Source organism: Bradyrhizobium sp. Kon56 (assembly GCF_055807635.1).
Genome location: NZ_JBVVOU010000020.1, coordinates 26,386 through 53,341, shown reverse-complemented (window position 1 = coordinate 53,341; position 26,956 = coordinate 26,386). Strand labels below are relative to the sequence as shown.

26 protein-coding genes and 2 tRNA genes are annotated in these 26,956 nt (G+C 64.0%); 19 read left to right on the top strand and 9 right to left on the bottom strand.

Going from position 1 to position 26,956, the window contains the following annotated elements:
- Positions 1 to 76 precede the first annotated feature (76 nt).
- Complete coding sequence (locus AC0L3B_RS26870; protein WP_085353379.1) at positions 77 to 1,159, top strand: COX15/CtaA family protein; 1,083 nt, start codon at positions 77 to 79, stop codon at positions 1,157 to 1,159.
- 13 nt (positions 1,160 to 1,172) lie between these two features.
- On the opposite strand, the gene AC0L3B_RS26865 is transcribed toward AC0L3B_RS26870, so the two are convergent.
- The 4 genes from AC0L3B_RS26865 to AC0L3B_RS26850 form a co-directional block, all read right to left on the bottom strand.
- Positions 1,173 to 1,517, bottom strand: a complete 345-nt coding sequence (locus AC0L3B_RS26865) for a hypothetical protein (protein ID WP_085353377.1) — start codon at positions 1,515 to 1,517, stop codon at positions 1,173 to 1,175.
- Between the two features lie 121 nt (positions 1,518 to 1,638).
- Positions 1,639 to 2,919, bottom strand: coding sequence for an O-acetylhomoserine aminocarboxypropyltransferase (locus AC0L3B_RS26860; RefSeq protein ID WP_085353375.1), 1,281 nt, complete (start codon positions 2,917 to 2,919; stop codon positions 1,639 to 1,641).
- A gap of 138 nt (positions 2,920 to 3,057) precedes the next feature.
- Positions 3,058 to 3,642, bottom strand: coding sequence for a CoA-binding protein (locus AC0L3B_RS26855; RefSeq protein ID WP_085384765.1), 585 nt, complete (start codon positions 3,640 to 3,642; stop codon positions 3,058 to 3,060).
- 117 nt (positions 3,643 to 3,759) lie between these two features.
- Entirely contained in the window at positions 3,760 to 4,584 is an 825-nt protein-coding gene (locus AC0L3B_RS26850) for an enoyl-CoA hydratase (protein WP_204511362.1), read from the bottom strand.
- Positions 4,585 to 4,670: 86 nt separating this feature from the next.
- Here AC0L3B_RS26850 and AC0L3B_RS26845 point away from each other — a divergent pair, with 86 nt between their 5' ends.
- The 6 genes from AC0L3B_RS26845 (at position 4,671) to AC0L3B_RS26820 (ending at position 8,356) form a co-directional block, all read left to right on the top strand.
- On the top strand, positions 4,671 to 5,099 hold the full coding sequence (locus AC0L3B_RS26845; RefSeq protein ID WP_007603483.1) for a PaaI family thioesterase: 429 nt from the start codon (positions 4,671 to 4,673) through the stop codon (positions 5,097 to 5,099).
- Between the two features lie 157 nt (positions 5,100 to 5,256).
- On the top strand, positions 5,257 to 5,721 hold the full coding sequence (gene rplM, locus AC0L3B_RS26840) for a 50S ribosomal protein L13 (protein WP_018455120.1): 465 nt from the start codon (positions 5,257 to 5,259) through the stop codon (positions 5,719 to 5,721).
- A 1-nt stretch (position 5,722) separates the two neighbouring features.
- Positions 5,723 to 6,202: a 30S ribosomal protein S9 gene (rpsI, locus tag AC0L3B_RS26835; RefSeq protein WP_007603485.1), complete on the top strand. Its 480-nt coding sequence runs from the start codon at positions 5,723 to 5,725 to the stop codon at positions 6,200 to 6,202.
- A gap of 229 nt (positions 6,203 to 6,431) precedes the next feature.
- A complete protein-coding gene (locus AC0L3B_RS26830) occupies positions 6,432 to 7,664 on the top strand; it encodes a GGDEF domain-containing protein (RefSeq protein WP_247369868.1) in 1,233 nt (410 codons plus the stop codon).
- Between the two features lie 57 nt (positions 7,665 to 7,721).
- Positions 7,722 to 7,958, top strand: coding sequence for a hypothetical protein (locus AC0L3B_RS26825; RefSeq protein ID WP_446481791.1), 237 nt, complete (start codon positions 7,722 to 7,724; stop codon positions 7,956 to 7,958).
- A 101-nt stretch (positions 7,959 to 8,059) separates the two neighbouring features.
- Positions 8,060 to 8,356: an antibiotic biosynthesis monooxygenase family protein gene (locus AC0L3B_RS26820; RefSeq protein WP_473381386.1), complete on the top strand. Its 297-nt coding sequence runs from the start codon at positions 8,060 to 8,062 to the stop codon at positions 8,354 to 8,356.
- 6 nt (positions 8,357 to 8,362) lie between these two features.
- On the opposite strand, the gene AC0L3B_RS26815 is transcribed toward AC0L3B_RS26820, so the two are convergent.
- Complete coding sequence (locus AC0L3B_RS26815) at positions 8,363 to 9,499, bottom strand: AI-2E family transporter (RefSeq protein ID WP_039799329.1); 1,137 nt, start codon at positions 9,497 to 9,499, stop codon at positions 8,363 to 8,365.
- 136 nt (positions 9,500 to 9,635) lie between these two features.
- On the opposite strand from AC0L3B_RS26815, the gene AC0L3B_RS26810 reads away from it, so the two are divergent.
- Both AC0L3B_RS26810 and AC0L3B_RS26805 read left to right on the top strand, forming a co-directional pair.
- Positions 9,636 to 10,340 carry a hypothetical protein gene (locus AC0L3B_RS26810; protein WP_085362111.1) on the top strand — a complete coding sequence of 235 codons (705 nt, stop codon included), beginning with the start codon at positions 9,636 to 9,638 and terminating at the stop codon, positions 10,338 to 10,340.
- A gap of 90 nt (positions 10,341 to 10,430) precedes the next feature.
- Complete coding sequence (locus tag AC0L3B_RS26805) at positions 10,431 to 11,204, top strand: gamma-glutamyl-gamma-aminobutyrate hydrolase family protein (RefSeq protein WP_018455114.1); 774 nt, start codon at positions 10,431 to 10,433, stop codon at positions 11,202 to 11,204.
- A 318-nt stretch (positions 11,205 to 11,522) separates the two neighbouring features.
- Here AC0L3B_RS26805 and glnA read toward each other — a convergent pair whose 3' ends face one another.
- A complete protein-coding gene (gene glnA / locus AC0L3B_RS26800; RefSeq protein ID WP_007603494.1) occupies positions 11,523 to 12,932 on the bottom strand; it encodes a type I glutamate--ammonia ligase in 1,410 nt (469 codons plus the stop codon).
- Positions 12,933 to 13,081: 149 nt separating this feature from the next.
- The gene (locus AC0L3B_RS26795) at positions 13,082 to 13,420 is read right to left on the bottom strand and encodes a P-II family nitrogen regulator (protein WP_007603495.1); all 339 of its coding nucleotides are present in this window, start codon (positions 13,418 to 13,420) and stop codon (positions 13,082 to 13,084) included.
- Positions 13,421 to 13,800: 380 nt separating this feature from the next.
- Here AC0L3B_RS26795 and AC0L3B_RS26790 point away from each other — a divergent pair, with 380 nt between their 5' ends.
- Both AC0L3B_RS26790 and AC0L3B_RS26785 read left to right on the top strand, forming a co-directional pair.
- A complete protein-coding gene (locus tag AC0L3B_RS26790; RefSeq protein ID WP_377830191.1) occupies positions 13,801 to 15,300 on the top strand; it encodes an NAD(P)H-hydrate dehydratase in 1,500 nt (499 codons plus the stop codon).
- Positions 15,300 to 15,740, top strand: a complete 441-nt coding sequence (locus tag AC0L3B_RS26785; RefSeq protein ID WP_204511359.1) for a GNAT family N-acetyltransferase — start codon at positions 15,300 to 15,302, stop codon at positions 15,738 to 15,740. Before AC0L3B_RS26790 ends, AC0L3B_RS26785 begins: the two co-directional genes overlap by 1 nt.
- A gap of 1 nt (position 15,741) precedes the next feature.
- Here the strand turns inward: AC0L3B_RS26785 and AC0L3B_RS26780 are convergent, their stop codons facing one another.
- Positions 15,742 to 17,046: a multicopper oxidase family protein gene (locus AC0L3B_RS26780; protein ID WP_247385792.1), complete on the bottom strand. Its 1,305-nt coding sequence runs from the start codon at positions 17,044 to 17,046 to the stop codon at positions 15,742 to 15,744.
- A gap of 153 nt (positions 17,047 to 17,199) precedes the next feature.
- Between AC0L3B_RS26780 and AC0L3B_RS26775 the strand changes: the two genes are divergently transcribed.
- The 8 genes from AC0L3B_RS26775 to AC0L3B_RS26740 all read left to right on the top strand — a co-directional run bounded on the left by AC0L3B_RS26775 (position 17,200) and on the right by AC0L3B_RS26740 (position 25,866).
- Positions 17,200 to 17,284: transfer RNA gene (locus AC0L3B_RS26775), tRNA-Leu, on the top strand.
- Between the two features lie 173 nt (positions 17,285 to 17,457).
- Positions 17,458 to 18,819, top strand: coding sequence for a trigger factor (gene tig / locus AC0L3B_RS26770; protein WP_085362115.1), 1,362 nt, complete (start codon positions 17,458 to 17,460; stop codon positions 18,817 to 18,819).
- Between the two features lie 331 nt (positions 18,820 to 19,150).
- Entirely contained in the window at positions 19,151 to 19,786 is a 636-nt protein-coding gene (locus AC0L3B_RS26765; protein ID WP_007611005.1) for an ATP-dependent Clp protease proteolytic subunit, read from the top strand.
- A 441-nt stretch (positions 19,787 to 20,227) separates the two neighbouring features.
- Positions 20,228 to 21,499, top strand: a complete 1,272-nt coding sequence (clpX, locus tag AC0L3B_RS26760; protein WP_007603503.1) for an ATP-dependent Clp protease ATP-binding subunit ClpX — start codon at positions 20,228 to 20,230, stop codon at positions 21,497 to 21,499.
- Positions 21,500 to 21,821: 322 nt separating this feature from the next.
- Positions 21,822 to 24,245 (top strand): endopeptidase La, encoded by a 2,424-nt coding sequence (gene lon / locus AC0L3B_RS26755; protein ID WP_018455109.1) that lies wholly within the window; start codon positions 21,822 to 21,824, stop codon positions 24,243 to 24,245.
- Positions 24,246 to 24,332: 87 nt separating this feature from the next.
- Positions 24,333 to 24,737, top strand: a complete 405-nt coding sequence (locus AC0L3B_RS26750) for a GFA family protein (protein ID WP_018455108.1) — start codon at positions 24,333 to 24,335, stop codon at positions 24,735 to 24,737.
- Between the two features lie 63 nt (positions 24,738 to 24,800).
- Positions 24,801 to 24,877, top strand: a tRNA-Val gene (locus AC0L3B_RS26745).
- Between the two features lie 128 nt (positions 24,878 to 25,005).
- Positions 25,006 to 25,866, top strand: coding sequence for a class I SAM-dependent methyltransferase (locus tag AC0L3B_RS26740; RefSeq protein ID WP_473381385.1), 861 nt, complete (start codon positions 25,006 to 25,008; stop codon positions 25,864 to 25,866).
- A 127-nt stretch (positions 25,867 to 25,993) separates the two neighbouring features.
- Here the strand turns inward: AC0L3B_RS26740 and AC0L3B_RS26735 are convergent, their stop codons facing one another.
- Positions 25,994 to 26,956 carry a cation diffusion facilitator family transporter gene (locus tag AC0L3B_RS26735; RefSeq protein ID WP_162496492.1) on the bottom strand — a complete coding sequence of 321 codons (963 nt, stop codon included), beginning with the start codon at positions 26,954 to 26,956 and terminating at the stop codon, positions 25,994 to 25,996.

Below are 26,956 nucleotides of genomic sequence, written 5' to 3'. Positions count from 1 at the left end.
TTCGCGTAACTTGCGCTGCGGGAGCGGGGGACTATAAGGGGCACGCAGTCCGGTTCAAGCTCTGGTTTTGCCTCGAATGACGACGAATTCCGCCCCGTCCGAGCCGTATCGCGCCGTGCGCTGGTGGCTGATCTCAGTGGCTGCGCTGATCGCGCTGATGGTACTGGTCGGAGGCGCAACGCGGCTGACGGAATCCGGGCTCTCGATCGTCGAGTGGAAGCCGGTCACGGGCAGCGTGCCACCACTTTCGGAAGCGCAGTGGACGGCGGCCTTCGAGGCCTACAAGACGATCCCGCAATATCGCGAGCTCAACGCCGGCATGAGCCTGTCCGAGTTCAAGCAGATCTTCTGGTGGGAATGGAGCCACCGGCTGCTCGGCCGTTTCATCGGCGTCGCCTATCTGTTGCCGTTCCTGTTCTTCCTCTGGCGCGGCGGCCTGTCCGGTGAGTTGAAGCGGCGGCTGTGGCTGTTGTTCGCGCTCGGCGGCCTCCAGGGCGCGGTCGGCTGGTGGATGGTGGCCTCGGGGCTGTCCGAACGCGTCGAGGTGTCGCAATATCGGCTGGCGACACATCTTATGCTCGCGCTCGTGATCTTCGCCGGCATCGTCTGGACGGTGCGGCGGCTCGCCGGGCGTCCGCAGATCGCAGCATCGTCGCGGCTGCGCTTTACCAGCGCCTTGCTCCTCGCGGTGACCTTTATCCAGATCTATTTTGGTGCTCTGGTTGCGGGCCTGCGCGCCGGCCGCGCCTACAACACCTGGCCGCAGATCGACGGCGCGTTCATTCCCTCAGGGGAGCGGCTGTGGTTCGAGACGCCGTGGTGGCGCAACATGTTCGACAATGTGCTGACGGTGCAGTTCGAGCACCGGATGACGGCCTATGCGCTGTTCGCGCTGGCGGCGTTGCACGCGTTCGACGCCGTGCGTTCACGCGCGGGTTCGGCGGCAAGCGGCGCGCTTTTGCTGCTGGGCGCGGTCAGCCTGCAAGCATTGCTCGGCATCCTCACGCTGCTCAACCAGGTGCCGATCGATCTCGCGCTCGCGCATCAGGCAGTCGCCATCGTGGTGCTGACGCTTGCGGTGATGCAGACAGAGCGGCTCGCGACGCGTGGCGCAACCGAAGCGCAGCCGCGCGCCGTTCCCGTCGGTCAGGCCGGCTGATCGGATCTGCTCTTCAGCAATAGCCGTAGATGCCGCACGAGTAGGGCAGGCGCCAGAAATAATCGACCTGCTTCCCGCCGTAATACGCGCCCTGGTAATCGTAGTCCCAGGGGCGGCCGTAATAGCCCGGCAGCGTGTGGGAGCCCGGGAGCAGTGGCGTACCCGGCAAATTGCGGATGTAGCTGCCGATGCCGTAGGCCGGCGAGATCAGCGCATCCGGATCGGTCTCGACATAGACCTGCGGCGGCTCCTGCGGCGGAGCGGCCGCCCGCCGCTTTGGCGTGGCCGGCAGATCGGCGGCGAACGCAGCTGAGACTGTCAACATCGCCGCCAGGGCAGGCACCATCCAGCGCAGCATCGTCGGCTCCGAATCAAAGGGGGCGATCCAGTGACGATGTATGCGGCAGATATGGTTAATGACTGTTAACTGGAGCCGGACTCCCGGGGCACATCAAAGCGCCCCGGAATGTCCAGGACAGCTACGTGCCCAGTGCCTGTTCCAGATCGGCGATCAAATCTTCCTTGTCCTCGATGCCGATCGAGAGCCGCACCACGTCGGGGCCGGCGCCGGACTTGACCTTGGCGGCGTCGTCGAGCTGGCTGTGCGTGGTCGAGGCCGGATGGATGACCAGCGAGCGGGTGTCGCCGACATTGGCCAGATGCGAGAACAGCTGCAACTTCGACACCAGGCTGACGCCGGCATCGTAGCCGCCCTTCAGGCTGAAGGTGAACACGGCGCCGGCACCCTTCGGCGCGTATTTGCGCGCGAGCTGGTTGTACTTGTCGCTTGCAAGGCCCGCATAGTTCACCGCGGCCACCGCCGGATGGCCGGCGAGGAATTCGGCGACCGCTTTCGCGTTGTCGCAGTGCTTCTGCATACGCAGCGGCAATGTCTCGATGCCGGTGAGGATCATGAAGGCGTTGAATGGCGACAGCGCGGGTCCGAGGTCGCGCAGGCCGAGCACGCGGCAGGCGATCGCAAAGGCGAAATTGCCAAACGTCTCCTGCAGCCGGATGCCGTGATATTCGGGCCGCGGCTCCGATAGCATCGGATATTTGCCGCCGGTCGACCAGTCGAAAGTGCCGGCATCGACGATGATGCCGCCGATCGAATTGCCGTGGCCGCCGAGAAACTTCGTCAGCGAGTGCACGACGATGTCGGCACCGTGGTCGATGGGACGGATCAGATAGGGTGAGGCCAGCGTATTGTCGACGATGAGCGGTACGCCCGCCTTGCGCGCCACCGTCGAGATCGCCTCGATGTCGGTGATGCTGCCGGCGGGATTGGCGATGGACTCGATGAAGATCGCTTTCGTGCGCGGCGTGACCGCGCGTTCGAAGCTCGCGATGTCGTCGGGATCGGCCCACACCACGTTCCAGCCGAAGCTCTTGAACGCGTGGGTGAACTGGTTGATGGAGCCGCCATAGAGCTTTCGCGCGGCGATGAACTCGTCGCCGGGCTGGAGCAATTGCTGCAACACCACGACCTGCGCGGCATGGCCCGAGGCCACCGCCAGCGCGGCCGTGCCGCCTTCGAGTGCTGCGACGCGCTCTTCCAGCACCGCGTTGGTGGGATTGCCGATGCGGGTATAGATGTTGCCGAAGGCCTGCAGGCCGAACAGAGAGGCGGCGTGGTCGGCGTCGTTGAAGACGAACGACGTCGTTTGATAGATCGGAGTCGCGCGCGCACCAGTGGTGGGATCGGGCTGTGCACCGGCATGCACGGCGAGGGTCGAAAATCCCGGAAGGCGATCGCTCATTGAGGGCGTCCTGTTGTCGTGGTCTGAAATCGCGCGGCATGCTGATTGGCGCCGCGGCTGCCGTCAAGGCGCGGCTTCACATCGGAACGATCGTGCTACGCATTGTCGCGTTCGCGAAATGAAACCTTCGCAACTGCGTCAGCTTTGCTCGGTCTTGTTTTTGGCGGCGCGGTCCGATGCCGCGGTTTCGCCGCCGCCGACACTCATCCGATTGAGGGATAGCCGCATGCCCTGCGTCGGCACCGGAGCGCGTTTCGAGCTCAGCGTGCGTGAATTGACGCCCATCCACGAGATCTCCGACGACAGGCGGCCATATTCGATCTTGGGGCAGCGGTTCATCACCACCTTGATACCGACCGATTCCGCCTTCAGCGCCGCCGCGTCGTCGCGTGCCCCCAACTGCATCCAGATCACCATCGGCAGCGGATCGAGCGTGAGGGCTTCCTCGACCACGGGCATGATGTGGCTGGAGTTGCGGAAAATGTCGATCATGTCGACGGGACGGCCGATGTCGGACAGCGAGGCGACGAAGGGTTTTCCGAGCAGCTCCTTGCCGACATGGCCGGGATTGACCGGGATCATGTCGTAGCCACGCTGGGCCAGATATTTGAACGCGAAATAGCTCGGCCGCACGTTGGCCGGCGAGGCGCCGACCATCGCGATCGATTTCACGTTGTTGAGGATGCCCCGGATGTAATTGTCGGGATAGGCGTCGTGGTTCATTGGCTCATCTTTTCGGGCTCATCTTTCGCCGTCATTGCGAGGAGCGAAGCGACGAAGCAATCCAGTCTGTCTCCGAGGAGGGATTCTGGATTGCTTCGCTTCGCTCGCAATGACGAATTACTCATCCCGCCATGTCGGCGTGCGCTTCTCGATGAAGGCGCCAATGCCTTCCTCGGCGTCGCGCGCCATCATGTTCTCGGTCATCACCTCTGCCGCATAGCGATAGGCATCTGCAAGGTTCATCTCGGCCTGGCGGTAGAACGCCTCCTTGCCGAGCTTGACGGTATAGGCGGATTTCAGCGCGACCTGTTCGGCGAGCGCAATGGCGGCATGGCGCTCGCTGCCGGCGGCGACGACACGATTGACGAGCCCGATCTCGCGAGCGCGTGCGGCCGGGATCGGCTCGCCTGTCAGCAACATCTCCATCGCCTGCTTGCGCGGCACATTGCGCGACAGCGCCACCATTGGCGTCGAGCAGAACAGGCCGATGTCGACGCCCGGAGTGGCGAAGTGTGCTGCTTCCGAGGCGATCGCGAGATCGCAGCTGGCCACGAGCTGGCAGCCGGCGGCAGTGGCGATGCCCTGAACGGATGCGACCACGGGCTTGGGCAGGTGCACGATCGCCTGCATCATCGCGCTGCAGGCGGTCATCATCTCGGCGAAGAAGGCACGGCCGCGATCCGGGTCGCCGCGACGCGCGGTCAGCTCCTTCATGTCGTGGCCGGCGGAGAAGGCGGGACCGTTGGCCGCGATCACGACGCCGCGGACGGACTTGTCGTCGCGGATCTCGTTGAGCTCGGCATGCAGGCTTGCGATCATCGCCGCCGACAGGCTGTTGCGGGCGGCCGGGCGGTTCAGGGTCAGGACCGCGATAGGGCCGACGGTCTCGCGCAGCAGGATCGGCAGTTGCGGGGAGGGGGCGCGGGCGGCCTGGACGGACATCAAAGCGTTTCCGGTTGGATTATTGCGATTGGATGACGCAGATAACTTAATGTAACAGGGGACGTGAAGCGAGGGTGAGGGGCAGCATGGCGTTAGCGAAAATGAGCGTGGCGGAGCTCGAGCAGTTCCTCCGCAATGAGTTTCCCCAGGCCTTCAGCGGCGACGACATCACGATCGAGAGCGCGGACGGTCAGGCCTGCCTTTTGCGTCAGCGCTATAGCGAAAAGATGCTGCGGCCGGGTGGAACCGTGTCCGGCCCGACCCTGATGGCGCTCGCCGATTTCGCGATGTACGTGGTGCTGTTGTCCGCGATCGGGCCGATCGGGCTCGCGGTGACCACCAATCTCAACATTAACTTCCTGCGCAAGGGCCAGCCCGGGCAGGACGTGCTGGCGGAGGCGCGGCTGCTCAAGCTCGGCAAGCGCCTCGCAGTCGGTGAGGTGAAGCTATTGTCCGGCACCTCGCCCGATCCGATTGCGCATGTCACCTCGACCTATTCCATTCCAAACGTTTGAACTTTTTACGGGTATCTTAATACCATATTTCTAAGTCGTTGATATTGAACAAGTAAATTCCGCCTTTGGGCATTGACCGCGGCGCCTCTGTTCTCTAAAAAACGGCCAGTCCGGTGCGGTGTTCGCGCCGATGCTCCCCGTTCACGGAAACTCTGACATGAAAACCTTTTCGGCAAAGCCGGCTGAGGTGACGAAGAAGTGGGTACTGATCGACGCCAAGGGTCTGGTCGTCGGCCGTCTCGCCACCATCGTCGCCATGCGCCTGCGCGGCAAGCACCTCCCGACCTACACCCCGCACGTTGATTGCGGCGACAACATCATCATCATCAACGCGCAGCATGCGGTTCTCACCGGCCGCAAGCGCGAGCAGAAGACCTATTACAAGCACACCGGCTATGTCGGCCACGTCAAGGAGCGCACCGCGCGCCAGATCCTCGAGGGCAAGCATCCCGAGCGCGTGCTGGAGAAGGCCGTCGAGCGCATGATCCCGCGTGGCCCGCTCGGTCGCGTCCAGATGGGCAACCTGCGCGTCTATGGCGGCGCCGATCATCCGCACGAGGCCCAGACGCCCGAGAAGATCGACATCGCCAAGTTGAACCGCAAGAACACGAGGGCCGCATAACATGGCCGAATCCATCCAGTCGCTCGACCAGCTCTCGCAGCTCAAGACGGCGGCCGCGCCCGACGCGCCCAAGCACGAGAAGAAAGTCGACAAGTTCAACCGCGCCTATGCCACCGGCAAGCGCAAGGACGCGGTCGCCCGCGTCTGGATCAAGCCAGGCGCCGGCAAGGTCACGGTCAACGCGCGCGAGGTCGAGGTCTATTTCGCCCGTCCCGTGCTGCGCATGATGATCGAGCAGCCGTTCTCCGTGGCCGCGCGGTCCGGCCAGTATGACGTGATCTGCACCGTCGCCGGCGGTGGTCTGTCCGGCCAGGCCGGTGCCGTCCGTCACGGCATCTCCAAGGCACTGACCTATTTCGAGCCGGAGCTGCGCACCGTGCTCAAAAAGGGCGGCTTCCTCACCCGCGACTCCCGCGTGGTCGAGCGCAAGAAGTACGGCAAGGCCAAGGCCCGCCGGTCCTTCCAGTTCTCGAAGCGTTAATCGCATCGGTCGCATTCGTCGCGAAAGCGGCTTCAATGAGATGCAAAAGGGCGCTGATTTCAGCGCCCTTTTTGCTGTTCGTTTGTATGCAAATTGATGGCGTGTTTCCTGAAAACTTGGGCTCGCATGAAAACCTGAATGGAACCCGCGGGACATAGCGTCGCTTTTGGAAGGGCGCGCAAATCGGTTGATCCGATCGCGTAACTGCTATGTCTAGAAGGGGGCCGACATGATGTCGCTCGATAGCATCACGCTCTATTTGGTCGCCACCATGGTCGCCGCACTGCTCGGCGCCATGATGGTGTTTTTCGGAAGGCAGGAGAATAGCGCTGCGCTGAAATGGTGGGGCACCGCCTATCTCCTCGGCGCCGCATCGGTCGCGCTCTGGACGGCGGCGGGCGACAGATTGGGGCCGCATCTTTACCTTGCGCTGAACGCGGTCGGCTTCGTCGCGTGCGGCATGGTGTGGAATGCGGCGCGCGTCTTCCACGGCCGCAAGCCGAATTGGCCGGGTCTCCTGGTCGGCGCGCTCGCCTGGGTCGCTGCCGCCACGCTGCTCGATCCCCCCGCGTCCATGCTGCGCATGATCGTCGGCGCCGGCATCGTGTCGGTCTATGCGGCGTTGACCGCCAGCGAGCTCTGGGTCGAGCGACGCAAGAGCCTGCAACGGCGCTGGCCGGCCTTCGTGGTGCCGGTGATGCACGGCTGCGTCTTGATGCTGCCGATCGTGCTCGGCAGCTTCCTGCGTCCGCACGATGCGGGTTTCGCCAGCAGCATCTGGGTCACCGTGTTCGCGGTCGAGCTCGTGCTTTATGCCGTCGGCACCGTGTTCGTGATCTTCATGCTGGTGTCCGAGCGCACCGTCACCGCGCACCGGACCGCCGCCTCCACCGATCCGCTGACCGGCATGCTCAACCGCCGCGGCTTCTCGGAAGCCTGCGGGCGCGTGATCGAGCGCGAGGCAAAGGCCGGACGTCCCGTGACCGTGATGATCTTCGATATCGATCATTTCAAGTCGATCAACGACCGGTTCGGCCATCCCGCCGGCGACGAGATGCTGAAACTGTTCTCGACCGTCGTCGTCAGCAATCTGCGCATCAGCGACATGTCGGGTCGCATCGGCGGCGAGGAGTTCGCCGCCCTCCTGCCGTGTTCGCTCGAGGAGGGCGTGCTGGTCGCTGAGCGCGTGCGCGAGGCCTTCGAGACCTCCGGCGTCGTCGTCGACGAGGGCCCGGTCGACACCACCGTCAGCATCGGCGTCGCCGGCGGTCCGGCCGGCACCGAGCTCGAAGTGCTGCTGGCCTCGGCCGACACCGCGCTCTACCAGGCCAAGCGCGGCGGCCGAAACCGCGTCGAGTCGGCGGAGGAGCTGCCACTGTCGCTGGAGAACTGGCGCCGCCAGAGCGCCGCGCGGATCGGCGTGCCCAACACGCAGTCCAAAGCGCAGCCGGCGACCGCCTAGGCAAAGGAGGCCTCGCGGTAATCCCCTGTTTACCATTCGATCCCTACCATTGCGGTCATGGAATCGATCCGTCGACGGAACCCGCAGACCGCCTTGATGTCGCTCGAAGCCGCGGCGACTTCGGCACGCGGCGGCTTCGCGTGCCTGTTCTCGACCGCGGACGAATACGAGAGCGCGCTGATCACCGAGCGCCGCGCCCAGGGGCGCTACACGCAAGGCCGCAATTACTGGCCGCTCGCGCTGTTCGCCGGTTGTGCGCTGATGGTGGTGGGCACCGTTCTGCTGCTCGCCTGAGTGATCTGCATTCTTGGACCGGGCAGGGCGCCGTTTCGGCGCCTTTTTCTTTGTCGCGGGCTGCGGTAGACACGCCCATCGAACAAAATGGGTGGAAACAGATGATCACCGAGATCGCGCAAATCGACGTCAAGCCGGGCAGCGAGAACGATTTTGAGGCCGCCGTTGCCAAGGCGAAGGCCGCTTTCGGCCGCTCCAAGGGTTTTCACGGTTTCGAGCTGCACAAGTCGATCGAGAAGCCGCAGCGCTATCGTCTGATGGTGAAGTGGGAGACGCTCGAGAACCACACCGTCGATTTTCGCGGCTCCGAGAATTTCACCGAATGGCGCGGCCTCGTCGGCCAGTATTTTGCGGCACCGCCTGAGGTGGAGCACACCGAAACCGTGCTCATCACCTGAGGCGGCTCAGGCCGCCTCCGCCAGAGGCGGCGCTTCATACGTCTTGAAATGGTCGATCACGACTTTGGCGATGGCGACCAGTGGCAGCGCCAGCGCCAGGCCCCAGATCCCGAACACGACGCCGAGCAGGATCTGGAACGCGAACAGCGTGGCCGGCGGAATGTCCAGTGCCTGCCGCTGCAGCAGGGGCGTCAGCACGTAGCTCTCCATGGCGTGGACGCCCATGAAGAGGAGAAACGCCGACAGCGCCGGAATCCATCCTGAGGCGAGGCTCGCCAGCACGACCACGACGCCGGCTATGATGGCGCCGACGGTCGGAATGAAGCCGAGCAGTCCCGCCTGAATCCCGAGAATGAAGGAGCCCGGGATGCCGATGATGAGAAGCCCGATCCAGGTTACCGCGCCGACCGCGAGCATGACGATCATCTGTGCGATCAGCCATCGTTCAAGTGTCTCGCTGACGCGGTCGATGATGACGGCCGTGCGCGCGCGATGTTTTGCAGGCGCGATGAACAGCAATCCCTCGCGATAGACGCTGGGTTGGGCGGCGAAGGCGACTCCCAGAAACAGCACGATGAAGATGTTTCCCACGCCGTGGATGGTGCCAAGCAGCAGCTTGAACGTCTGGCTCACGATCGCCCCGCCGCTGGAGGCAAGGGCGCCTGCGCCGGGTATTGCCCCGCGCGACGCCGTGCCGGCCGACGGCGTCGGCTCCGGTTGCGCGTCGGGAGACGAACCGGGTCCGGAGCTCCCGAAATCGAAGAAGCTGGTGTCGATGCCGTGATTGTCCAGGAATGATTTGACGTTGCCGATCTGGGATTTGATGGTTTTGCTGAGTCCCGCCGCCTGATCGGCGATGGTGGCGCCGCCGAGATATGCGATGCCCGCGAGCATCAGCGCGAGGGCCAAGCAGACGATCGCGAGCCGCAGCGTATGCGGAAGACGCGCGTGCCGGCCAAGCGCGTTGGTCAGCGCGTTGAGCCCAAGGCCCAGCAGCACCCCGGCGAAGATCAGGAGCAGGGTGGTCGCGAAGTACCAGGAGAACGCGAGCAGCACGGCGAACAGCACCACACCGATGCCGCCGACCGAAATGCCCCAAGCCAGATCAAAACGGGTCGGGGGTCGTTCATTCGGGAATGTGATCACGCAATGTCCTTTAGGTGGACCGGGGGGCACTCTTTCGACAAACACGCTTTTGATCAAGACCGCGTCAACGCGCTGGTTTGACGCTGCCGTATGAACGGTGCAGACCGACGAGGAGAGAACAGGTGGGGCGCGCTTGAGTTTCATCAGCAAATGGGTGGGTCTGCTCGGGCTTCTGGCCGTGCTCGTGATTGGCGACCAGATCCGGATCAATCGGCCCGGTCACAAATATCGCCTCGCGGTCGAGGTGACGACGCCTGACGGGATCAAGACCGGGTCGGGCATTCTGTCCGTCGTGCCCGATCGCGGCTATAGCCGGGGCGGCCGCACCACGATGCGCGGCGAGGCCGTGTTCGTCGACCTCGGCCGGGGAAAGAATGTGGTGGCATTGCTCGCGCATCAGCAGGGCGCGAAGCTCGATCTCGACGACATCAACTATGTCGCGCTCCGCGCTTATGGCGCTGCGCGAGGCAACCGCGTCTCGTTCAACGAGCTCAACCGGCAGACCGGCGTCGTCGCGGTGCAGGGCGACCTAATGCCCGTGCTGGTGAGCTTTGGCGATCCCCTGGACCCTACGACCGCGCGCCTTGTCGCCGGCGACCATGTGGAGGCGGTGCTGGGCGACGGTTACGCACTCCGTGGCCTTACCGCCGAAATAGTGCCCAACGGGCTTTGGCCGATCGATTTCGGTGGCGCGCTCGGGGAGCCCGTGACGCGCGGAATCGAGACGAAACTGCCCTGGTTGGCTGCGCCGGGCGACCCGGCGGCGACCGCGCTGAAGATCGCCGGCCTGCCCCTTGGCGGCGCGATCGTGGCCCGGGAGGCATTTGCGCGAAAATAGCATTGCCGTCCCGCGTACCCTTCTGTTGAATTTGTTCCACCCCAGGGGCATGTTTGGAGAATCGTCTTCGGCGAGAGGTCTGAACGGGAGATGAGAAAGCCGGTCGTCGGCGTGATCGGGAACGCCCATCGCGTTGAGAATCGATTTCAGGTCCAGATGGTCGGCGAGCGTAATCTGCGCGCCGTGGCCGAGGTTTCCGGCGGTCTGCCGGTGATGTTCGCGGGCTCGCCCGACATCACCGATATCGGCGCGCTGCTCGATACCGTCGACGGAATCGTGCTCACCGGCGCCCGCGCCAACGTCCATCCGACCCGTTTCAACGTCGATCCGTGTGAGGCGCACGAGCCCTACGACATCCACCGCGACGAGGTGGCGCTGGCGCTCTCGGTCGCCTGCGTTGCCCGCGGTATCCCGCTGTTCGGCATCTGCAGGGGCCTCCAGGAGATGAACGTCGCCTTCGGCGGCTCGCTGCATCCCGAGATCCGCGAAATCCCGGGCCGCATGAACCATCGCATGCCAAGGCTTGAGAACGGTGAGATCCATCCCGACCCGACAGTGGTGTTCGCCGATCGTCACGACGTCGATCTGACACCGGGCGGCGCGTTCGCGGAATTGCTCGGCTGTGACAAGATCAGGGTCAATTCGCTGCACGGCCAGGGCATCCTCGATCCCGGCAAGCGCGTGCTGATCGAGGGCATTGCCGAGGACGGCACCATCGAGGCGATCCGCATCGCGGAAGCCAAGACCTTTGCGCTCGGCGTGCAATGGCACGCCGAATACGACCCGCAGCACAATCCGATCAACCGAAAACTGTTCGAGGCGTTCGGTCAGGCCATGGTGGCGAAGCAGCGCGCGGCGGCGTAGCTGCGGGGCTGCGCCGAGGCCTATAAGGCTATCGATCGTTGCGACCGGCGGCGGAGGATTGGCGATTTTCGCAAACAGGCACGAGAACTAGTCTCCAGGGTGGATTTCGCGGCGCTGAATGCATCCTGCGAATTACCAACAGCGCTCGCGATCTCTCGGGCGCAATAAACCAGATATCAAGAATTGATGCGCGCCAGTTTTCTCGATTCCGATTCGTTCTTTGAGAACGAAATGGAGTCAGACGCAGAACGAAACTCGATGACCACAAAAAAGGCGCCCCGAGGGGCGCCTTTCGTGCGTCGTGGTCGTTCGGGCCACCTAGCCCGAATAGTACATCTCGAACTCGACCGGGTGCGGGGTCATTTCGAAGCGGGCGACTTCGGTCATCTTCAGCTCGATATAGGCGTCGATGAAATCGTCGTCGAACACGCCGCCGTTCTTCAGGAAGCCGCGGTCCTTGTCGAGGTTTTCGAGCGCCTCGCGCAAGCTGCCGCACACCGTCGGGATCTGCTTCAGCTCTTCCTTCGGCAGATCGTAGAGGTCCTTGTCCATCGCCGGACCCGGATCGATCTTGTTCTTGATGCCGTCGAGGCCAGCCATCAGCATCGCGGCGAAACCGAGATAGGGATTGGCGAGCGGATCGGGGAAGCGCACCTCGACACGCTTGGCCTTCGGCGAAGCAGTGTAGGGGATCCGGCAGGAGGCCGAGCGGTTGCGCGCGGAATAGGCGAGCAGCACGGGAGCCTCATAGCCCGGGACCAGACGCTTGTAGGAGTTGGTCGACGGATTGGTGAAGGCGTTGATCGCCTTGGCGTGCTTGATGATGCCGCCGATGTAGTGGAGGCAGGTCTCCGACAGGTCGGCGTATTTGTTGCCGGCGAACACCGGCTTGCCGTCCTTCCAGATCGACTGGTGCACGTGCATGCCCGAGCCGTTGTCGCCGAAGACCGGCTTCGGCATGAAGGTGGCGGTCTTGCCGTAGATGTGCGCGACCTGGTGGATGCAGTATTTGTAGATCTGCATGTGGTCGGCCATCAGCGTCAGCGTGTCGAACTTCATGCCGAGCTCGTGCTGGGCGGAGGCGACTTCGTGATGGTGCTTCTCGACCTTCACACCCATCTTGGCCATGGCGCCGAGCATCTCCGAGCGCATGTCCTGCACGGAATCCTGCGGCGGCACCGGGAAGTAGCCGCCCTTGGTGCGGACACGATGGCCGAGATTGCCGCCTTCATATTCGGTGTCGGAGTTGGTCGGCAGCTCCGAGGAGTCGAGGCGGAAGCCGGTGCTGTAGGGATTGGCGGAGAAGCGCACGTCGTCGAACACGAAGAATTCGGCTTCGGGGCCGACGAAGACGGTGTCGCCAACGCCCATCGACTTCACCATCGCCTCGGCCTTCTTGGCGATGCCGCGGGGATCGCGGTTGTAGGGCTCGCCGGTGGTCGGCTCGAGCACGTCGCAGGTGATGACCATGGTGGTCTCGGCGAAGAACGGATCGATCGTCGCGGTCACCGGATCGGGCATCAGGCACATGTCGGACTCGTTGATCGCCTTCCAGCCGGCGATCGATGAGCCGTCGAACATCGTGCCTTCGGCGAAAATGTCCTCATCGATCATGCTGATGTCGAAGGTGACGTGCTGCCACTTGCCGCGCGGATCGGTGAAGCGCAGGTCGACGTATTTGACGTCGTTGTCCTTGATCGATTTCAGGACGTCTTTGGCGGTCTTCATGCATACCCCTTTTGGCTCTGCGGGTCGGTTTCCAAACTTCGAGCGACCGTGTTCACGCTTCTTGAGGCGCGCGAGGCACAAACAAAACGAGGCCGCCGAAGCAGCCTATTTCTTGTCAGAATGTCGCAAAATGCGGGATAGCACCCGGCTCAGATAGCGTCCAGCCCGGATTCGCCGGTTCGGATGCGGATCGCCTCTTCGATGTTGGAGACGAAAATCTTGCCGTCGCCGATGCGCCCGGTTTGCGCGGCGCGGCGGATTGCGTCGATGGCGCGCTCGACCAGATCGTCGCCGATCACGATCTCGATCTTCACCTTGGGCAGGAAGTCGACGATGTATTCTGCGCCGCGGTACAGCTCGGCGTGACCCTTCTGCCGGCCGAAGCCCTTGGCTTCGGTGACGGTGATGCCCTGAAGGCCGACTTCCTGAAGCGCTTCCTTCACCTCGTCGAGCTTGAATGGCTTGATGATGGCTTCGATTTTCTTCACTGCGCGCCTCCCGGCCTTTCGAACAAATAGCAACGTCTTCGTCAGGATGCGCTTTCTTAACGCACGATCTTGTCTTCGCTATGCCGGGATCCCTGACCAGTCCGGCAACAACGGCCGGCCACACCCTGATAAATGCCAGTGAGCACGACGAACCGAAGCGACTTCCGCGAAAGCAGGGTCTATGCCAAGTTGCAAATGCCCTGATTATTGGAGCGTTATCAGCCTTTTAACGTGCAGCTCTGATAGGTGGCGCCGACCCGCACAAAATACCGCAGACTACGAAATAGGCAAACGGTTCAATACTTGTGCAGATCGTTGTTCCGCCGGATAGCCCGGTGCGGAACGTGCCTGTTGAAAAGGCTTTTGGACAGGGAAGTGGCATGGAAGTTCTGACCAACGCCGAAATGCAGCGCGCCGACCAGCTCAGCATTGCGGCAGGCACCCCCGGCTTCAAGCTGATGCTCAGCGCCGGTCAGGCGGTCGCCGAGGCCGCCCACGCGCTGGTGGAGGAGGGGCCAATCCTGATCGTGGCCGGCCCGGGCAACAACGGCGGGGACGGTTTTGTCGCAGCCGCCGAGCTCGCCGCGCAAGGCCGCGAGGTCTCGGTGATCCTGATGTGCGAGCGGGACCAGCTCCAGGGCGACGCGGCCTCGGCCGCGCGTGGTTGGAAACACCCGGTGCTCCCGTTCAACCCGCAGGCGATCGGGCGACCGGCGCTGATCATCGATGCGCTGTTCGGCGCGGGCCTCAGCCGTCCCGTCGAGGGCGAGGCGCGTGAGATGATCGAGGCGATCAACGCCAATGGTGCGCCGGTGCTCGCGGTCGACCTGCCGAGCGGCATCAACGGCACCAGCGCGGCCGTGCTGGGCGTGGCCGTGAACGCCGCCGAGACCATCACCTTCTTCCGCAAGAAGCCGGCGCATCTGCTGCTGCCGGGGCGCATGCATTGCGGTCACGTCCGCGTCGCCGACATCGGCATCGAGGCGCAGGTGCTGGACGAGATCGCGCCGCGGATTTTTGAGAACGATCCGGACTTCTGGGGCTCGGCCTTTCCGGTGCCGCGCATCGACGGCCATAAATACGCGCGAGGTCATGTGCTGGCGGTCTCGGGCGATGCGGCGGCGACCGGTGCGGCGCGGCTCGCCGCGCGCGGGGCGCTGCGCGCCGGCGCGGGCCTGGTGACTCTGGCCACGCCGCGTGATGCGCTGGCGATCAATGCGGCTGCGCTCACCGCGGTGATGGTTCACCCCGTCGATACCGCCATCGAGTTCGGCGAGCTGCTCGGCGACAAGCGTTACAACACCTGCATCATCGGCCCTGGCGCGGGCGTCGGCGAGCGCACCTGCGATCTCGTCCACACGGCGCTTAACGCCCAGCGGCGCCTGGTGCTCGACGCGGATGCGCTGACGAGCTTTGCCGCCAATCCCGAGCGCCTGTTCGAATCGATCAAGACGTCGCAGGACAAGGCGGTGGTGCTGACGCCGCACGAGGGCGAGTTCCCGCGGCTGTTCTCCGACCTCAGCAATAAACATCCGGGGCGCTCGAAGATCGAGCGCGTGCGCGCCGCCGCCGAGCGCTCCGGCGCGGTCGTGCTGCTGAAGGGCGCCGACACCACGATTGCCGCGCCCGACGGCCGCGCCACTATCGCCGCCAACGCTCCGCCCTGGCTCGCCACCGCGGGTGCCGGCGACGTCCTCGCCGGCATCATCGCAGGCCTCCTTGCGCAGGGCGTCCCGGCGTTCGAAGCCGCCAGCATCGCGGTGTGGATGCATGGCGAAGCGGCGAGCGAGGCGGGGCCGGGCCTGATCGCGGAGGATCTCACCGAGACGCTGCCCGCCGTGCACCGACGGATCTATCATGCGCTGGGGATCGAGTACTAATGCTCAGGCCGCTCGCGCTCACCGATATGGGCGCGGCGGCGCAGGTTCACCGGGCTGCATTCGACCATGCGATGCCCTGGCTTGCTGGGCTGCATACGCCGGATGAGGACCGCTGGTTCTACCGCGAGCATGTCTTGGCGACGTGCCGCGTGTGGGGACGCTTCGATGCCGATGTACTGAGCGGAATCATCGCTGTCCGTGACGGCTGGGTCGAGCAGCTTTACGTGCTTCCTGCTGTTCAAGGGCGCGGCGTCGGCACCGAACTCCTCGATATCGCCAAGCAGGCCAGCGAACAGCTGGAGCTCTGGACCTTCCAGCGCAACGCGTTGGCGCGCCGCTTCTATGAAGCGCGCGGGTTCACGCTGATCGAGCAGACCAACGGGACCCGAAACGAGGAGAAAGAACCGGACGCTCGCTATCTTTGGACGCGTGGCCGATAGCTCACTCCACCCCGTACCAGCGCACCAGCCGCGGCGCGGCCCAGTCGGTGACGACGGATTCGATCAGCCACCGCCCGGGAGAGGCCGCAGCGAATGCGATGCGCTGGGTCTGGCCGGGTTCGATCGCGAGCGTGTCGAGCCAATAGGGCTTCCAGCCGTCGTCGAGCTTGTCGAGCAGGCGGAAATGGTGGCCGTGGAGATGGAAGACGGTTGCGACGGAGGCGGGGTTCTTGAGGGCCAACACGACGGTGCGGCCGGCCTTGGTGCGAAAGGCGGGGGCGGAGGACGTCGAGAAATTTGCGGCCCGTACCCACCCGGCGTCGGCTGCCCCGAGAGCGACATCGAATCGCAGGGCGCCCCTCAGATCGAGCCGGTCGGGCAGGTCATTCGGAGGGAGTGGCAAGAGCGGCAACGGCGGCGCACGCCGCTCAAGCTTGCCGGAGACCATCAGGCGGCCGACCTGGCGCGCCTCCTTGCCGTCATGCAGCAGGAATGGGGCCGATGTGGCCGCATCCACGAAGGCGTCGGCGCGTGCGCCGGGAGCCAGCACCAGCGCGCCGTTGCGAGCCGGGAACGGCTCAGCCGGCTGTCCGTCCAAGGCCACCACGTGGACCTCGTGACTTTCCAATTTGATCGCCAGAACAGAACGTTGCGAGCCGTTGATAAAGCGCAGCCGCAGCCGCTCATTTGCTGAAGCTGAGAGTTCGAATGAAGTCGTTCCGTTGATTGTATAGAGCGGGGATGTGTCCTTCGGCTCCCGGCCCGGGGCAAGTGCGGTCCCATCCGGCCGCAGCCGCCACTCCTCGATCAAGAGGACCACGTCGCGATCGGCGGCGACCGTGTTGGTCTCGGTGGCGATGATCGGAAGGGGGCGCGCGGGCTGCTTCAGGCCGTCCTCGAACAGCCGGAAGTCGGCCAACAGGGTTCCCGCGGTTGGCACTGAAATGATTGATGTTTCCGTCGCGTCCGGGGCCGTCGGTGCGCGACCCCGAAGCGGGTCGGCCGCGGCCGGGCCATTGAGGCCGTACCAAACTGGTGCAAGCGGCACAGGCAGGTCGTTGCGGAAGACCACCTCGCAGCGGTCGCCACGTTTGAGGCGGACATCCCCGAGATGGCTGACGGCGGCCAGCTCCCAGATGGGTGTAGCCGGCTGCCCCGACCTCAGAGCCAGCGTTGCCGGCCTTGCCTGAAGCGCGAGTTGGGCGGTCACGGCCGGGACTGCGCCGCCCGCCGTCAGCCCGGCCGCAGAGGCGCCAAATCCGGCCAAAACCTCGCGCCTCGTCAGGTCGAAGATCCGCGTTTTCATGGGCCGATCCGGACCACGCCGTGCTGGATAAGTCCAGCCGTCGTGCCTAGGTGAAGCCTGCCTCTATCGGGCCATTTTTTTGCTGCGAACAGGCGGGCACATGCTATAAGCCCGCCGCCCGCGGCATCGCGGCCGGTCTTGATGCAAATTTACGCGGGCGTGGCGGAACTGGTAGACGCGCTGGATTTAGGTTCCAGTGACGAAAGTTGTGGGGGTTCGAGTCCCTCCGCCCGCACCAAGCGCTTTCAGCGTTTGCACGGATTACGCGATCTGCTCCCGCGCGGATGTTTGTCCGCCGGAAGTCGGTCCGATGAACCACCGGCGTTGAGGCGTTCGCCTCGCGCCGGATCGATTAATGACAGCGTCCCGACGCATGCGCGCCGGGACCGAACGAGAAGAAGATTGGACACCATGCAGGTCACAGAAACCCTCTCGGAAGGTTTGAAGCGCGAGTTTAAGATCAGCGTTCCCGCGTCTGATCTCGACGCCAAGGCCGGTGCCAAGCTCGTCGACCTCAAGGACAAGGTTCGCATCAACGGCTTCCGTCCCGGCAAGGTGCCGGTCACGCACCTCAAGAAGGTCTATGGCCGCTCGGTGATGGCCGAGACCATCGACCAGACCATCCGCGACACCAACACTCAGCTGTTCTCCGAGCGCGGCTTCCGCCTGGCGACCGAACCGAAGATCACCATGCCGACCGAGCAGGCCGAGGTCGAGGAGCTGCTCAACGGCAAAACCGATCTGACCTACACGGTTGCGATCGAGGTGGTGCCGTCGATTGCGCTCGCCGACTTCAAGACCTTCGAGGTCGAAAAGCCCGTGGCCGAAGTCACCGACGCCGACGTCGACGAGGCGATCAAGCGCATCGCCGATTCGAACCGTGGCTATGCCGCGAAGGGCGAGGGCGCCAAGGCCGAATCGGGTGATCGCGTCACCGTCGCCTTTAAGGGCACCATCAACGGCGAAGCCTTCGAAGGCGGCGCCGGCGAGGGCATCCAGGTGGTGATCGGATCCAACACCTTCATCCCCGGCTTCGAAGAGCAGCTCATCGGCATCGCCGCCAACGAGACCCGCACGCTGAAGGTGGCGTTCCCCAAGAACTACATGAACGACAAGCTTGCCGGCCAGCCGGCCGAGTTCGAGACCACCGCGACGCTGATCGAGGCGCCGCAGGATCTCGCGATCGACGACGAGTTCGCGAAGACGCTCGGCCTGGAATCGCTGGACAAGCTGAAGGAAGCGGCGCGCGAGCGGCTGGTGGCCGAGTTCGCGACCGCGACCCGCCAGCGCGTCAAGCGCGCGCTGCTCGACCGCCTCGACGAGGCCCATCGCTTCGAGGCTCCGCCCTCGCTGGTCGACGAGGAGTTCAATCTGATGTGGAACTCGGTGAAGGCCGAGATGGACTCCGCCGGCAAGACCTTCGCCGACGAAGACACCACTGAAGACGCCGCCAAGGAAGAGTACCGCAAGATCGCCGATCGTCGCGTGCGGCTCGGCCTCGTGCTCTCGGAGATCGGCGAGAAGAACAAGATCTCCGTGACCGATGACGAGGTCGGCCGCGCCGTGATCGAGCGGGCGCGCTCGATGCCGGGCCGCGAGAAGGAGGTCTGGGACTATTACCGCAGCAACGCCCAAGCGTTGGCCCAGCTTCGTGCACCGATCTATGAGGACAAGGTCGTCGACTTCATCCTCGAGCTTGCCAAGGTGACCGAGAAGAAGGTCTCGCGCGACGATCTCTACAAGGACGACGAGGCGGAAAAGACCGCGGCCTGAGGGCTCCAGAAGAGCCTTTAGGAGAGCCTCCAGGATAGCCTTGCATTAAGGATGATCAGCGAAGAGGTCGAGCTAGCCAGGTGGCCGGCTGGGCCTCTTTGTACGAATCAGCTTCAACTGCCTCACGGATTAAGCCTTAATTCGCTCCGCACTTGTCAGGCGCGAATTGGGCTATATCTGTCGCTACGCCCTCTGCTTCTGCCAAGTGCCTCTACCAAGTTCTTCTGCCAAGTTCCTGCATCACGGGACGTCCATCGGCCTTCCGGCAGATCCAGCCCCGACTGGCAGCCGGGCCTGGCGATGTCCGCCTCTTCAAAACCCTAGGTGACTCATGCGCGATCCGGTTGAAACCTACATGAACCTCGTGCCCATGGTGGTCGAGCAGACCAACCGTGGCGAGCGCGCCTACGACATTTTCTCGCGCCTTCTGAAAGAGCGCATCATCTTCCTGACCGGGCCGGTCGAGGACGGCATGTCGACGCTGATCGTCGCGCAGCTGTTGTTCCTTGAGGCGGAAAATCCGAAGAAGGAAATCTCGATGTACATCAACTCGCCGGGCGGCGTGGTGACGTCGGGCCTCGCGATCTACGACACCATGCAGTTCATTCGTCCGCCGGTCTCGACGCTGTGCACCGGCCAGGCCGCCTCGATGGGCTCGCTGCTGCTCTGCGCCGGCGAGAAGGACATGCGCTTCTCGCTGCCGAACGCGCGCATCATGGTGCATCAGCCCTCCGGCGGCTTCCAGGGCCAGGCCACCGACATCATGCTGCACGCCCAGGAAATCCTGAACCTGAAGAAGCGGCTCAACGAGATCTACGTGAAGCACACCGGCCAGACCTACAAGGCGATCGAGGACGCGCTGGAACGCGACAAGTTCCTGACCGCGAGCGACGCCAAGGAGTTCGGCCTGGTCGACAGGGTGATCGACAAGCGCGCCGAGGAAACCGCGTCGCCGAAGACCCCGTAGCACTACTGTGCCGGCAATCCCTCTGGGACCGCGGGCACCATCAGGGAGCGTTCACGTTAAGGACACGTGCGCGCGTCGCAAAACGCACTTTTGCGCCCTGCGACAGGCAGAAAGTTCCGCTTTCGTGCTTGTTTTTCGTGGCAATCCAGCAACGCCGGGGTGATTTCGATCACTTCGCCCGTGCCAAGACCGGAAATCACGGTATTGTCACGGGTAGCCGGCGACCCCCGATTAGCGAATTCTTGATAGTCGGGTGCCAGCATGGTTCGCTATGACTGATCGGCTATGATCGCGGGGAATCGAATGACCGCGATTCGCACGGCATGTAACGCGTAGGGTCTTTTTTGGTACGGAATTTGCTCTATTTGAAGGACTGTACCGGCTGTCGTGCCGGAATAGGGCGATCGAGCGGACGGGATCGAACCGCGGACGGAGACATGAATGAGTAAGGTCGGCACGAGCGACTCCAAGAACACGCTGTATTGCTCGTTCTGCGGCAAGAGCCAGCACGAAGTGCGCAAACTGATCGCGGGTCCCACGGTCTTCATTTGCGACGAGTGCGTTGAGCTCTGCATGGACATCATTCGCGAGGAGAACAAATCCTCGCTGGTGAAGTCGCGCGACGGGATTCCGACGCCGAAGGAAATCTGCAAGGTGCTGGACGATTACGTGATCGGCCAGAACCATGCGAAGAAGGTCCTCTCGGTCGCGGTGCACAATCACTACAAGCGCCTCAACCACCAGACCAAGCACAACGACGTCGAGCTTGCGAAGTCGAACATCCTGCTGATCGGTCCGACCGGCTCGGGCAAGACCCTGCTCGCGCAGACGCTCGCCCGCATCCTGGACGTGCCGTTCACGATGGCGGATGCGACGACGCTGACCGAAGCCGGCTATGTCGGCGAGGACGTCGAGAACATCATCCTGAAGCTGCTCCAGGCCGCCGACTACAATGTCGAGCGTGCCCAGCGCGGCATCGTCTACATCGACGAAATCGACAAGATCAGCCGCAAGTCCGACAATCCTTCGATCACGCGCGACGTGTCGGGTGAGGGCGTGCAGCAGGCGCTGCTCAAGATCATGGAAGGCACGGTGGCTTCGGTCCCGCCGCAGGGCGGCCGCAAGCATCCGCAGCAGGAGTTCCTGCAGGTGGACACCACCAATATCCTGTTCATCTGCGGTGGTGCGTTCTCGGGCCTCGAAAAGATCATCTCGGCACGCGGACGTTCGACCTCGATCGGTTTCGCCGCTCAGGTGCTCGCACCGGAAGACCGCCGCACCGGCGAAATCTTCCGTCATGTCGAGCCTGAGGATCTCCTGAAGTACGGCCTGATCCCGGAATTCGTCGGCCGTCTGCCCGTCGTGGCGACGCTGGAGGATCTGGACGAGGCTTCGCTCAAGAAGATCCTGGTCGAGCCGAAGAACGCGCTGGTGAAGCAGTACCAGCGGCTGTTCGAGATGGAGAACATCGAGCTGACCTTCGCCGACGAGGCGCTTGGCGCGGTTGCCCGCAGGGCGATCGAGCGCAAGACCGGTGCGCGGGGGCTGCGTTCAATCCTCGAGGCGATCCTGCTCGAGACCATGTTCGACCTGCCGGGCCTCGAAGGTGTGGAAGAAGTCGTGATTTCCCGCGAAGTCGTGGAAGGAACGGCGCGTCCGCTCTACATCTACGCCGATCGGTCCGATCGCGCCGTCGAGAACGCCAGCGCCTGATTTCGGCGCTGGAACGCTCCAATCGTCTCCTCAAGCAGGGGCTGCGGAAAGTATCTCCGCAGCCGGTGTTGCGTCGCTTATTTGCGTGCGTAAGCGCCTGATGGCGCGCGTCTTTCAATGACTTGACACCCCCCGGGTCGATAGCCACCTAATGTCGGCGGCGAGTAAAAATTCTCTTCAAGATTCGCCTCAGTTCCGATTCGGCAAGCCGGTCCAACCTCAAAAGGACCGATCGGTATTGCGGGTCACCTCGGCACCTTGTGGCGGTTGCGCATGAGCATGGCGGGCTGCGTGCAAGGGGGCAAAGCAAAAGGAAAAGGCCATGACCAATCCAAAACCCAGGCCAACCATCGTCCATGGCGAAACGCACGCCTATCCCGTGCTGCCCCTGCGCGACATCGTCGTCTTCCCGCACATGATCGTTCCGCTCTTCGTCGGCCGCGAGAAGTCGATCCGCGCGCTCGAAGAGGTGATGAAGAACGACGCGCTGATCATGCTCGCGACCCAGAAGAACGCGTCCGACGATGATCCGGCACCCGATTCCATTTACGAGACCGGTACGCTTGCCAGCGTGCTCCAGCTCTTGAAGCTTCCCGACGGCACTGTGAAGGTGCTGGTCGAAGGGCTCGAGCGGGCGCGCGTGCAGAAGTACACCGATCGCGCCGACTATTACGAAGCGACCGCGATTGCGCTCGCCGATACCGATGCGAAGTCGGTCGAGGCGGAGGCCATGGCGCGCTCCGTCGTGTCCGACTTCGAGAGCTACGTGAAGCTCAACAAGAAGATCTCGGCCGAGGTCGTCGGCGTCGTGCAGGCGATCACCGATTTTGCCAAGCTCGCCGACACCGTCGCCTCGCATCTCGCCGTCAAGATCGCGGATCGCCAGGGCATCCTGGAGACGCTGTCGGTCACGCAGCGCCTGGAGAAGGTGCTGGGCCTGATGGAGAGCGAGATCTCGGTGCTCCAGGTCGAGAAGCGCATCCGCTCGCGCGTCAAGCGCCAGATGGAGAAGACCCAGCGCGAGTACTATCTCAACGAGCAGATGAAGGCGATCCAGAAGGAGCTCGGCGACGACGACGGTCGCGACGAGCTCGCCGATCTCGAAGAGAAGATCTCCAAGACCAAGCTCTCCAAGGAAGCGCGCGAGAAGGCGCAGCATGAATTGAAGAAGCTGCGCCAGATGTCGCCGATGTCCGCGGAAGCGACCGTCGTGCGCAACTATCTGGATTGGCTGCTGTCGATTCCGTGGAACAAGAAGTCCAAGGTGAAGAAGGATCTGGAAGCCGCGCAGGCGGTTCTGGATGCGGATCACTACGGGCTGGAGAAGGTCAAGGACCGCATCGTCGAGTATCTCGCCGTACAGTCGCGCGCCAACAAGCTGACGGGCCCGATCCTGTGCCTCGTCGGCCCTCCCGGCGTCGGCAAGACCTCGCTCGGCAAGTCGATCGCGAAGGCGACGGGGCGCGAATTCGTGCGCGTCTCGCTCGGTGGCGTGCGCGACGAGGCCGAGATCCGCGGGCACCGCCGCACCTATATCGGCTCGATGCCCGGCAAGATCATCCAGTCGATGCGGAAGGCGAAGTCGTCCAATCCGCTGTTCCTGCTGGACGAGATCGACAAGATGGGCGCCGATTTCCGCGGCGATCCGTCCTCGGCGCTGCTCGAGGTCCTCGACCCCGAGCAGAACGCGACCTTCAACGACCACTATCTCGAGGTCGACTACGATCTGTCCAACGTGATGTTCATCACGACCGCGAATACGCTCAATATTCCGGGACCACTGATGGACCGCATGGAGATCATCCGGATCGCGGGCTACACCGAGAACGAGAAGGTCGAGATCGCGCGCAAGCACTTGATCCCGACCGCGGTGTCCAAGCACGGCCTGGACTCCAAGGAGTTCTCGATCGACGACGACGCGCTGCTGCTTCTGATCCGCCGCTACACCCGCGAAGCGGGCGTGCGCAATTTGGAGCGTGAGCTCTCCACACTCGCCCGCAAGGCGGTGAAGGAGCTGATGATCTCCAAGAAGAAGTCGGTCAAGATCACCGAGAAGACTCTCGAAGAGCTTCTGGGCGTGCCGAAGTACCGCTACGGTGAGATCGAGAGCGAGCCGCAGGTCGGCATCGTCACCGGCCTTGCCTGGACCGATGTCGGCGGCGAGTTGCTGACGATCGAAGGCGTCATGATGCCCGGCAAGGGCAAGATGACGGTCACGGGCAATCTGCGTGACGTGATGAAGGAATCGATCTCGGCGGCGGCGTCCTATGTCCGCTCGCGCGCGATCGTCTACGGCATCGAGCCGCCGCTGTTCGACCGGCGCGACATCCACGTGCACGTGCCGGAAGGCGCGACGCCGAAGGACGGTCCGTCGGCGGGCGTGGCGATGGCCACCGCGATCATCTCGGTCATGACCGGCATCCCGGTCCGCCACGATGTCGCGATGACCGGCGAAATCACGCTGCGCGGCCGCGTGCTGCCGATCGGCGGCCTGAAGGAGAAGCTGCTGGCTGCTGCCCGCGGCGGCATCAAGACGGTGCTGATTCCTGAGGACAACGCCAAGGATCTCACGGAGATTTCCGATGCGATCAAGGGCGGCATGGAGATCATCCCGGTCTCGCGCCTCGACGACGTCGTCGCCAAGGCGCTGGTCAAGAAGCCAGTGCCGATCGTCTGGGAAGAGGACACCAAGGTGACGGTGAAGCCGGACGGCGACGAAGCCGCCGGCGGCCTGACCGCTCACTGAGATCGCAGCTCGAAAAAGATGATAAAACGGCGCCTTCGGGCGCCGTTTTTTTGTGGGGCATTTTGTTTTGGGCAGCGGATGACGACAATGCACATCGACGGGCAATGCCATTGCGGCGAGATTACCTTTGAAGCCGAGATCGACCCGGAGACGGTGTCGGTCTGCCACTGCACCGATTGCCAGACACTGACCGGCTCGCCCTTCCGGGTGACGGCCGTCTGTTCGGGCGCCGAAGTCCGCCTGACTGCCGGCACGCCCAGGATCTACGGCAAGCGCGGCGACAACGGCCGGATGCGCTTCCAGCACTTTTGCGCCGACTGCGGTTCCCCGCTGTTCACGAGCGGCGACGGCGACCAGGAGGACGATTGGGGCATCCGCTGGGGCAGCATCCGCCAGCGCGACAAATTGCGGCCCGTCAGGCAGATCTGGTGCCAGTCGGCGGCGGTGTGGATCGACGCGGTGCCGCTGCTGCCGGGCCGGCCACAGGATTGAGGCCCTGGAATTGGCGTTCCGCGCTTGCCCGTTCGGGGCCGGTAGGGATAAAGAAGCGGCGAGGGGCGGTTAGCTCAGCTGGTTAGAGCATCTCGTTTACACCGAGAGGGTCGGGAGTTCGAATCTCTCACCGCCCACCAGCCTTTGCTCGCTTCGCGAGCTTCGGCTCGGCGAGCCAGCCTCACACGTTATTGGCGCGAAGCGAACGAAGGCTGCCGCGCCGAAGCCGATAGGCGCAGGCGGGCGATACCGAGCCACAGAGGCCCTGATGCAACAACCAAGCGGACACGAGCAGAACGCCGATCAGATCGCCTACTGGAATGGCCCCAGCGGGCAGCGCTGGGCCGATCGCCATGCGGCGCAGGAGAGCCTGCTGGGACCCATTGCCGACGTGCTGATCGCCCGCGCCAGGCCGAAGCCGGGCGAGCGCGTCCTCGACATCGGCTGTGGCTCCGGTGCGACGACGTTCGCGTTCGCGAAGGCTGTCGCGCCTGATGGCTTTGCGCTCGGGCTCGACGTCTCCGAGCCGATGCTGTCGCAGGCGCGCGCGTTTGCGCCAAAAGGCCTGCCGCTCGATTTCGTGCTGGCCGATGCGACGGTGCATCCGTTCGAGCCGGCGAGCTTTGACCTGCTGGCCTCGCGGTTCGGCGTGATGTTCTTCGCCGATCCCATCGCGTCTTTCACCAATCTCCGCCGCGCGCTGAAGCCGACGGGACGGTTGGCGTTTGCCTGCTGGCGCGAGCCGAAGGAAAATCCGTGGATTATGGCGCCGCTTATGGCGGTCTACAAGCACGTTCCCAAGATGCCGCCGGTCGGGCCGGAGGAGCCGGGCCCGTTCGCCTTCGCCTCCGAAGAGCGCGTGACGCGCATCCTGAAAGGCGCGGGCTTCGTCGACGTCGCGATGGAGCCGCACAATCTCGCGATGGACGTCGCGATTGGCGGCGGGCTCGATGCCGCGGTCGAAGGCTCGCTCCAGATCGGCCCGGCGAGCCGCGCGCTGCAAGGGCATCCGCCGGAGACCTATGCCGCGGCAAAAGCCTCGATCCGCGAGACGCTCGCGCCGTTCCTGAAGGGTCAGAGCGTGGCGCTCCAGGGCGCGATCTGGATCGTGACGGCGAAGGCGGCGTAGGCGTCGCTCTGTCCTCATCATTGCGAGCGCAGCGAAGCAATCCAGACCGTTCTCCGCGGAGGCAGTCTGGATTGCTTCGTCGCTTCGCTCCTCGCAATGACGATGGGGACGCAGCAACGCAACTACCTCACACCACGTCATCCGGCGCCAGCGCGCAGCCATTGTCCGGATGCGTCTCGATCTGAAGCGTGGTGTGGCCGATGCGGTGGGAGCGCTTCAGCATCTGCGCCGTCTCCATCAGGAAGGCATCGCCGGCGCCGGTGGGCATGACAAGGTGGCAGGTCAGCGCCGTCTCGGTGGTCGAGATCGGCCAGACGTGGAGATCGTGGATCGCAGTGACACCGGGCCGCTCCAGCAGAAGGATCTTGATCGCGGCAATGTCGGTGCCCCTGGGCGCCGCCGCCATCGACATGTCGATGGAGCCACGGAGCAGGCTGGTGGTGCTCCAGAGGATGGTGGCGCAGATGACGAGGCTGGTGACGGGATCGAGCCAGAGCCAGCCGGTCCAGATGATCAGCGCCGCCGAGATGACGACGCCGAGCGAGACCGCGGCGTCGGCCGCCATGTGCAGATAGGCGCCTTCGATGTTGATGTCGTCCTTGCGACCGCGCGCGAACAACATGGCGGTAAAACCGTTGATGAGGATGCCGATGCCGGCGACCACCATCACGGTGATGCCGGCGACCGGCTCCGGCTCCCGCAGGCGCAAAATCGCTTCCCAGCCGATCGCGCCGGTTGCGACCAGCAGGAACACCGCGTTCGCCAGCGCCGCCAGGATGGTGGAGGCGCGCAGGCCATAGGTGAAGCGGCCGCTGGGCGCGCGCCGCGCCGCGATCGACGCGCACCAGGCCACGACCAGGCCGAGCACGTCGCTAAGATTATGGCCGGCATCCGCAAGCAGAGCCGTGGAGTTGCCGATATAGCCGTAGACGGCCTCCGCCGCGACCAGCGCGGTGTTGAGTGAGATGCCGATTGCGAACGCCTTGCCGAAACTGGCGGGCGCATGGGCATGGGCGTGGCCACCATGATCGTGATCATGGCCGTGGCTATGATCATCGTGATGATGGCCGTGATGGTCGTGGCTGCCCAC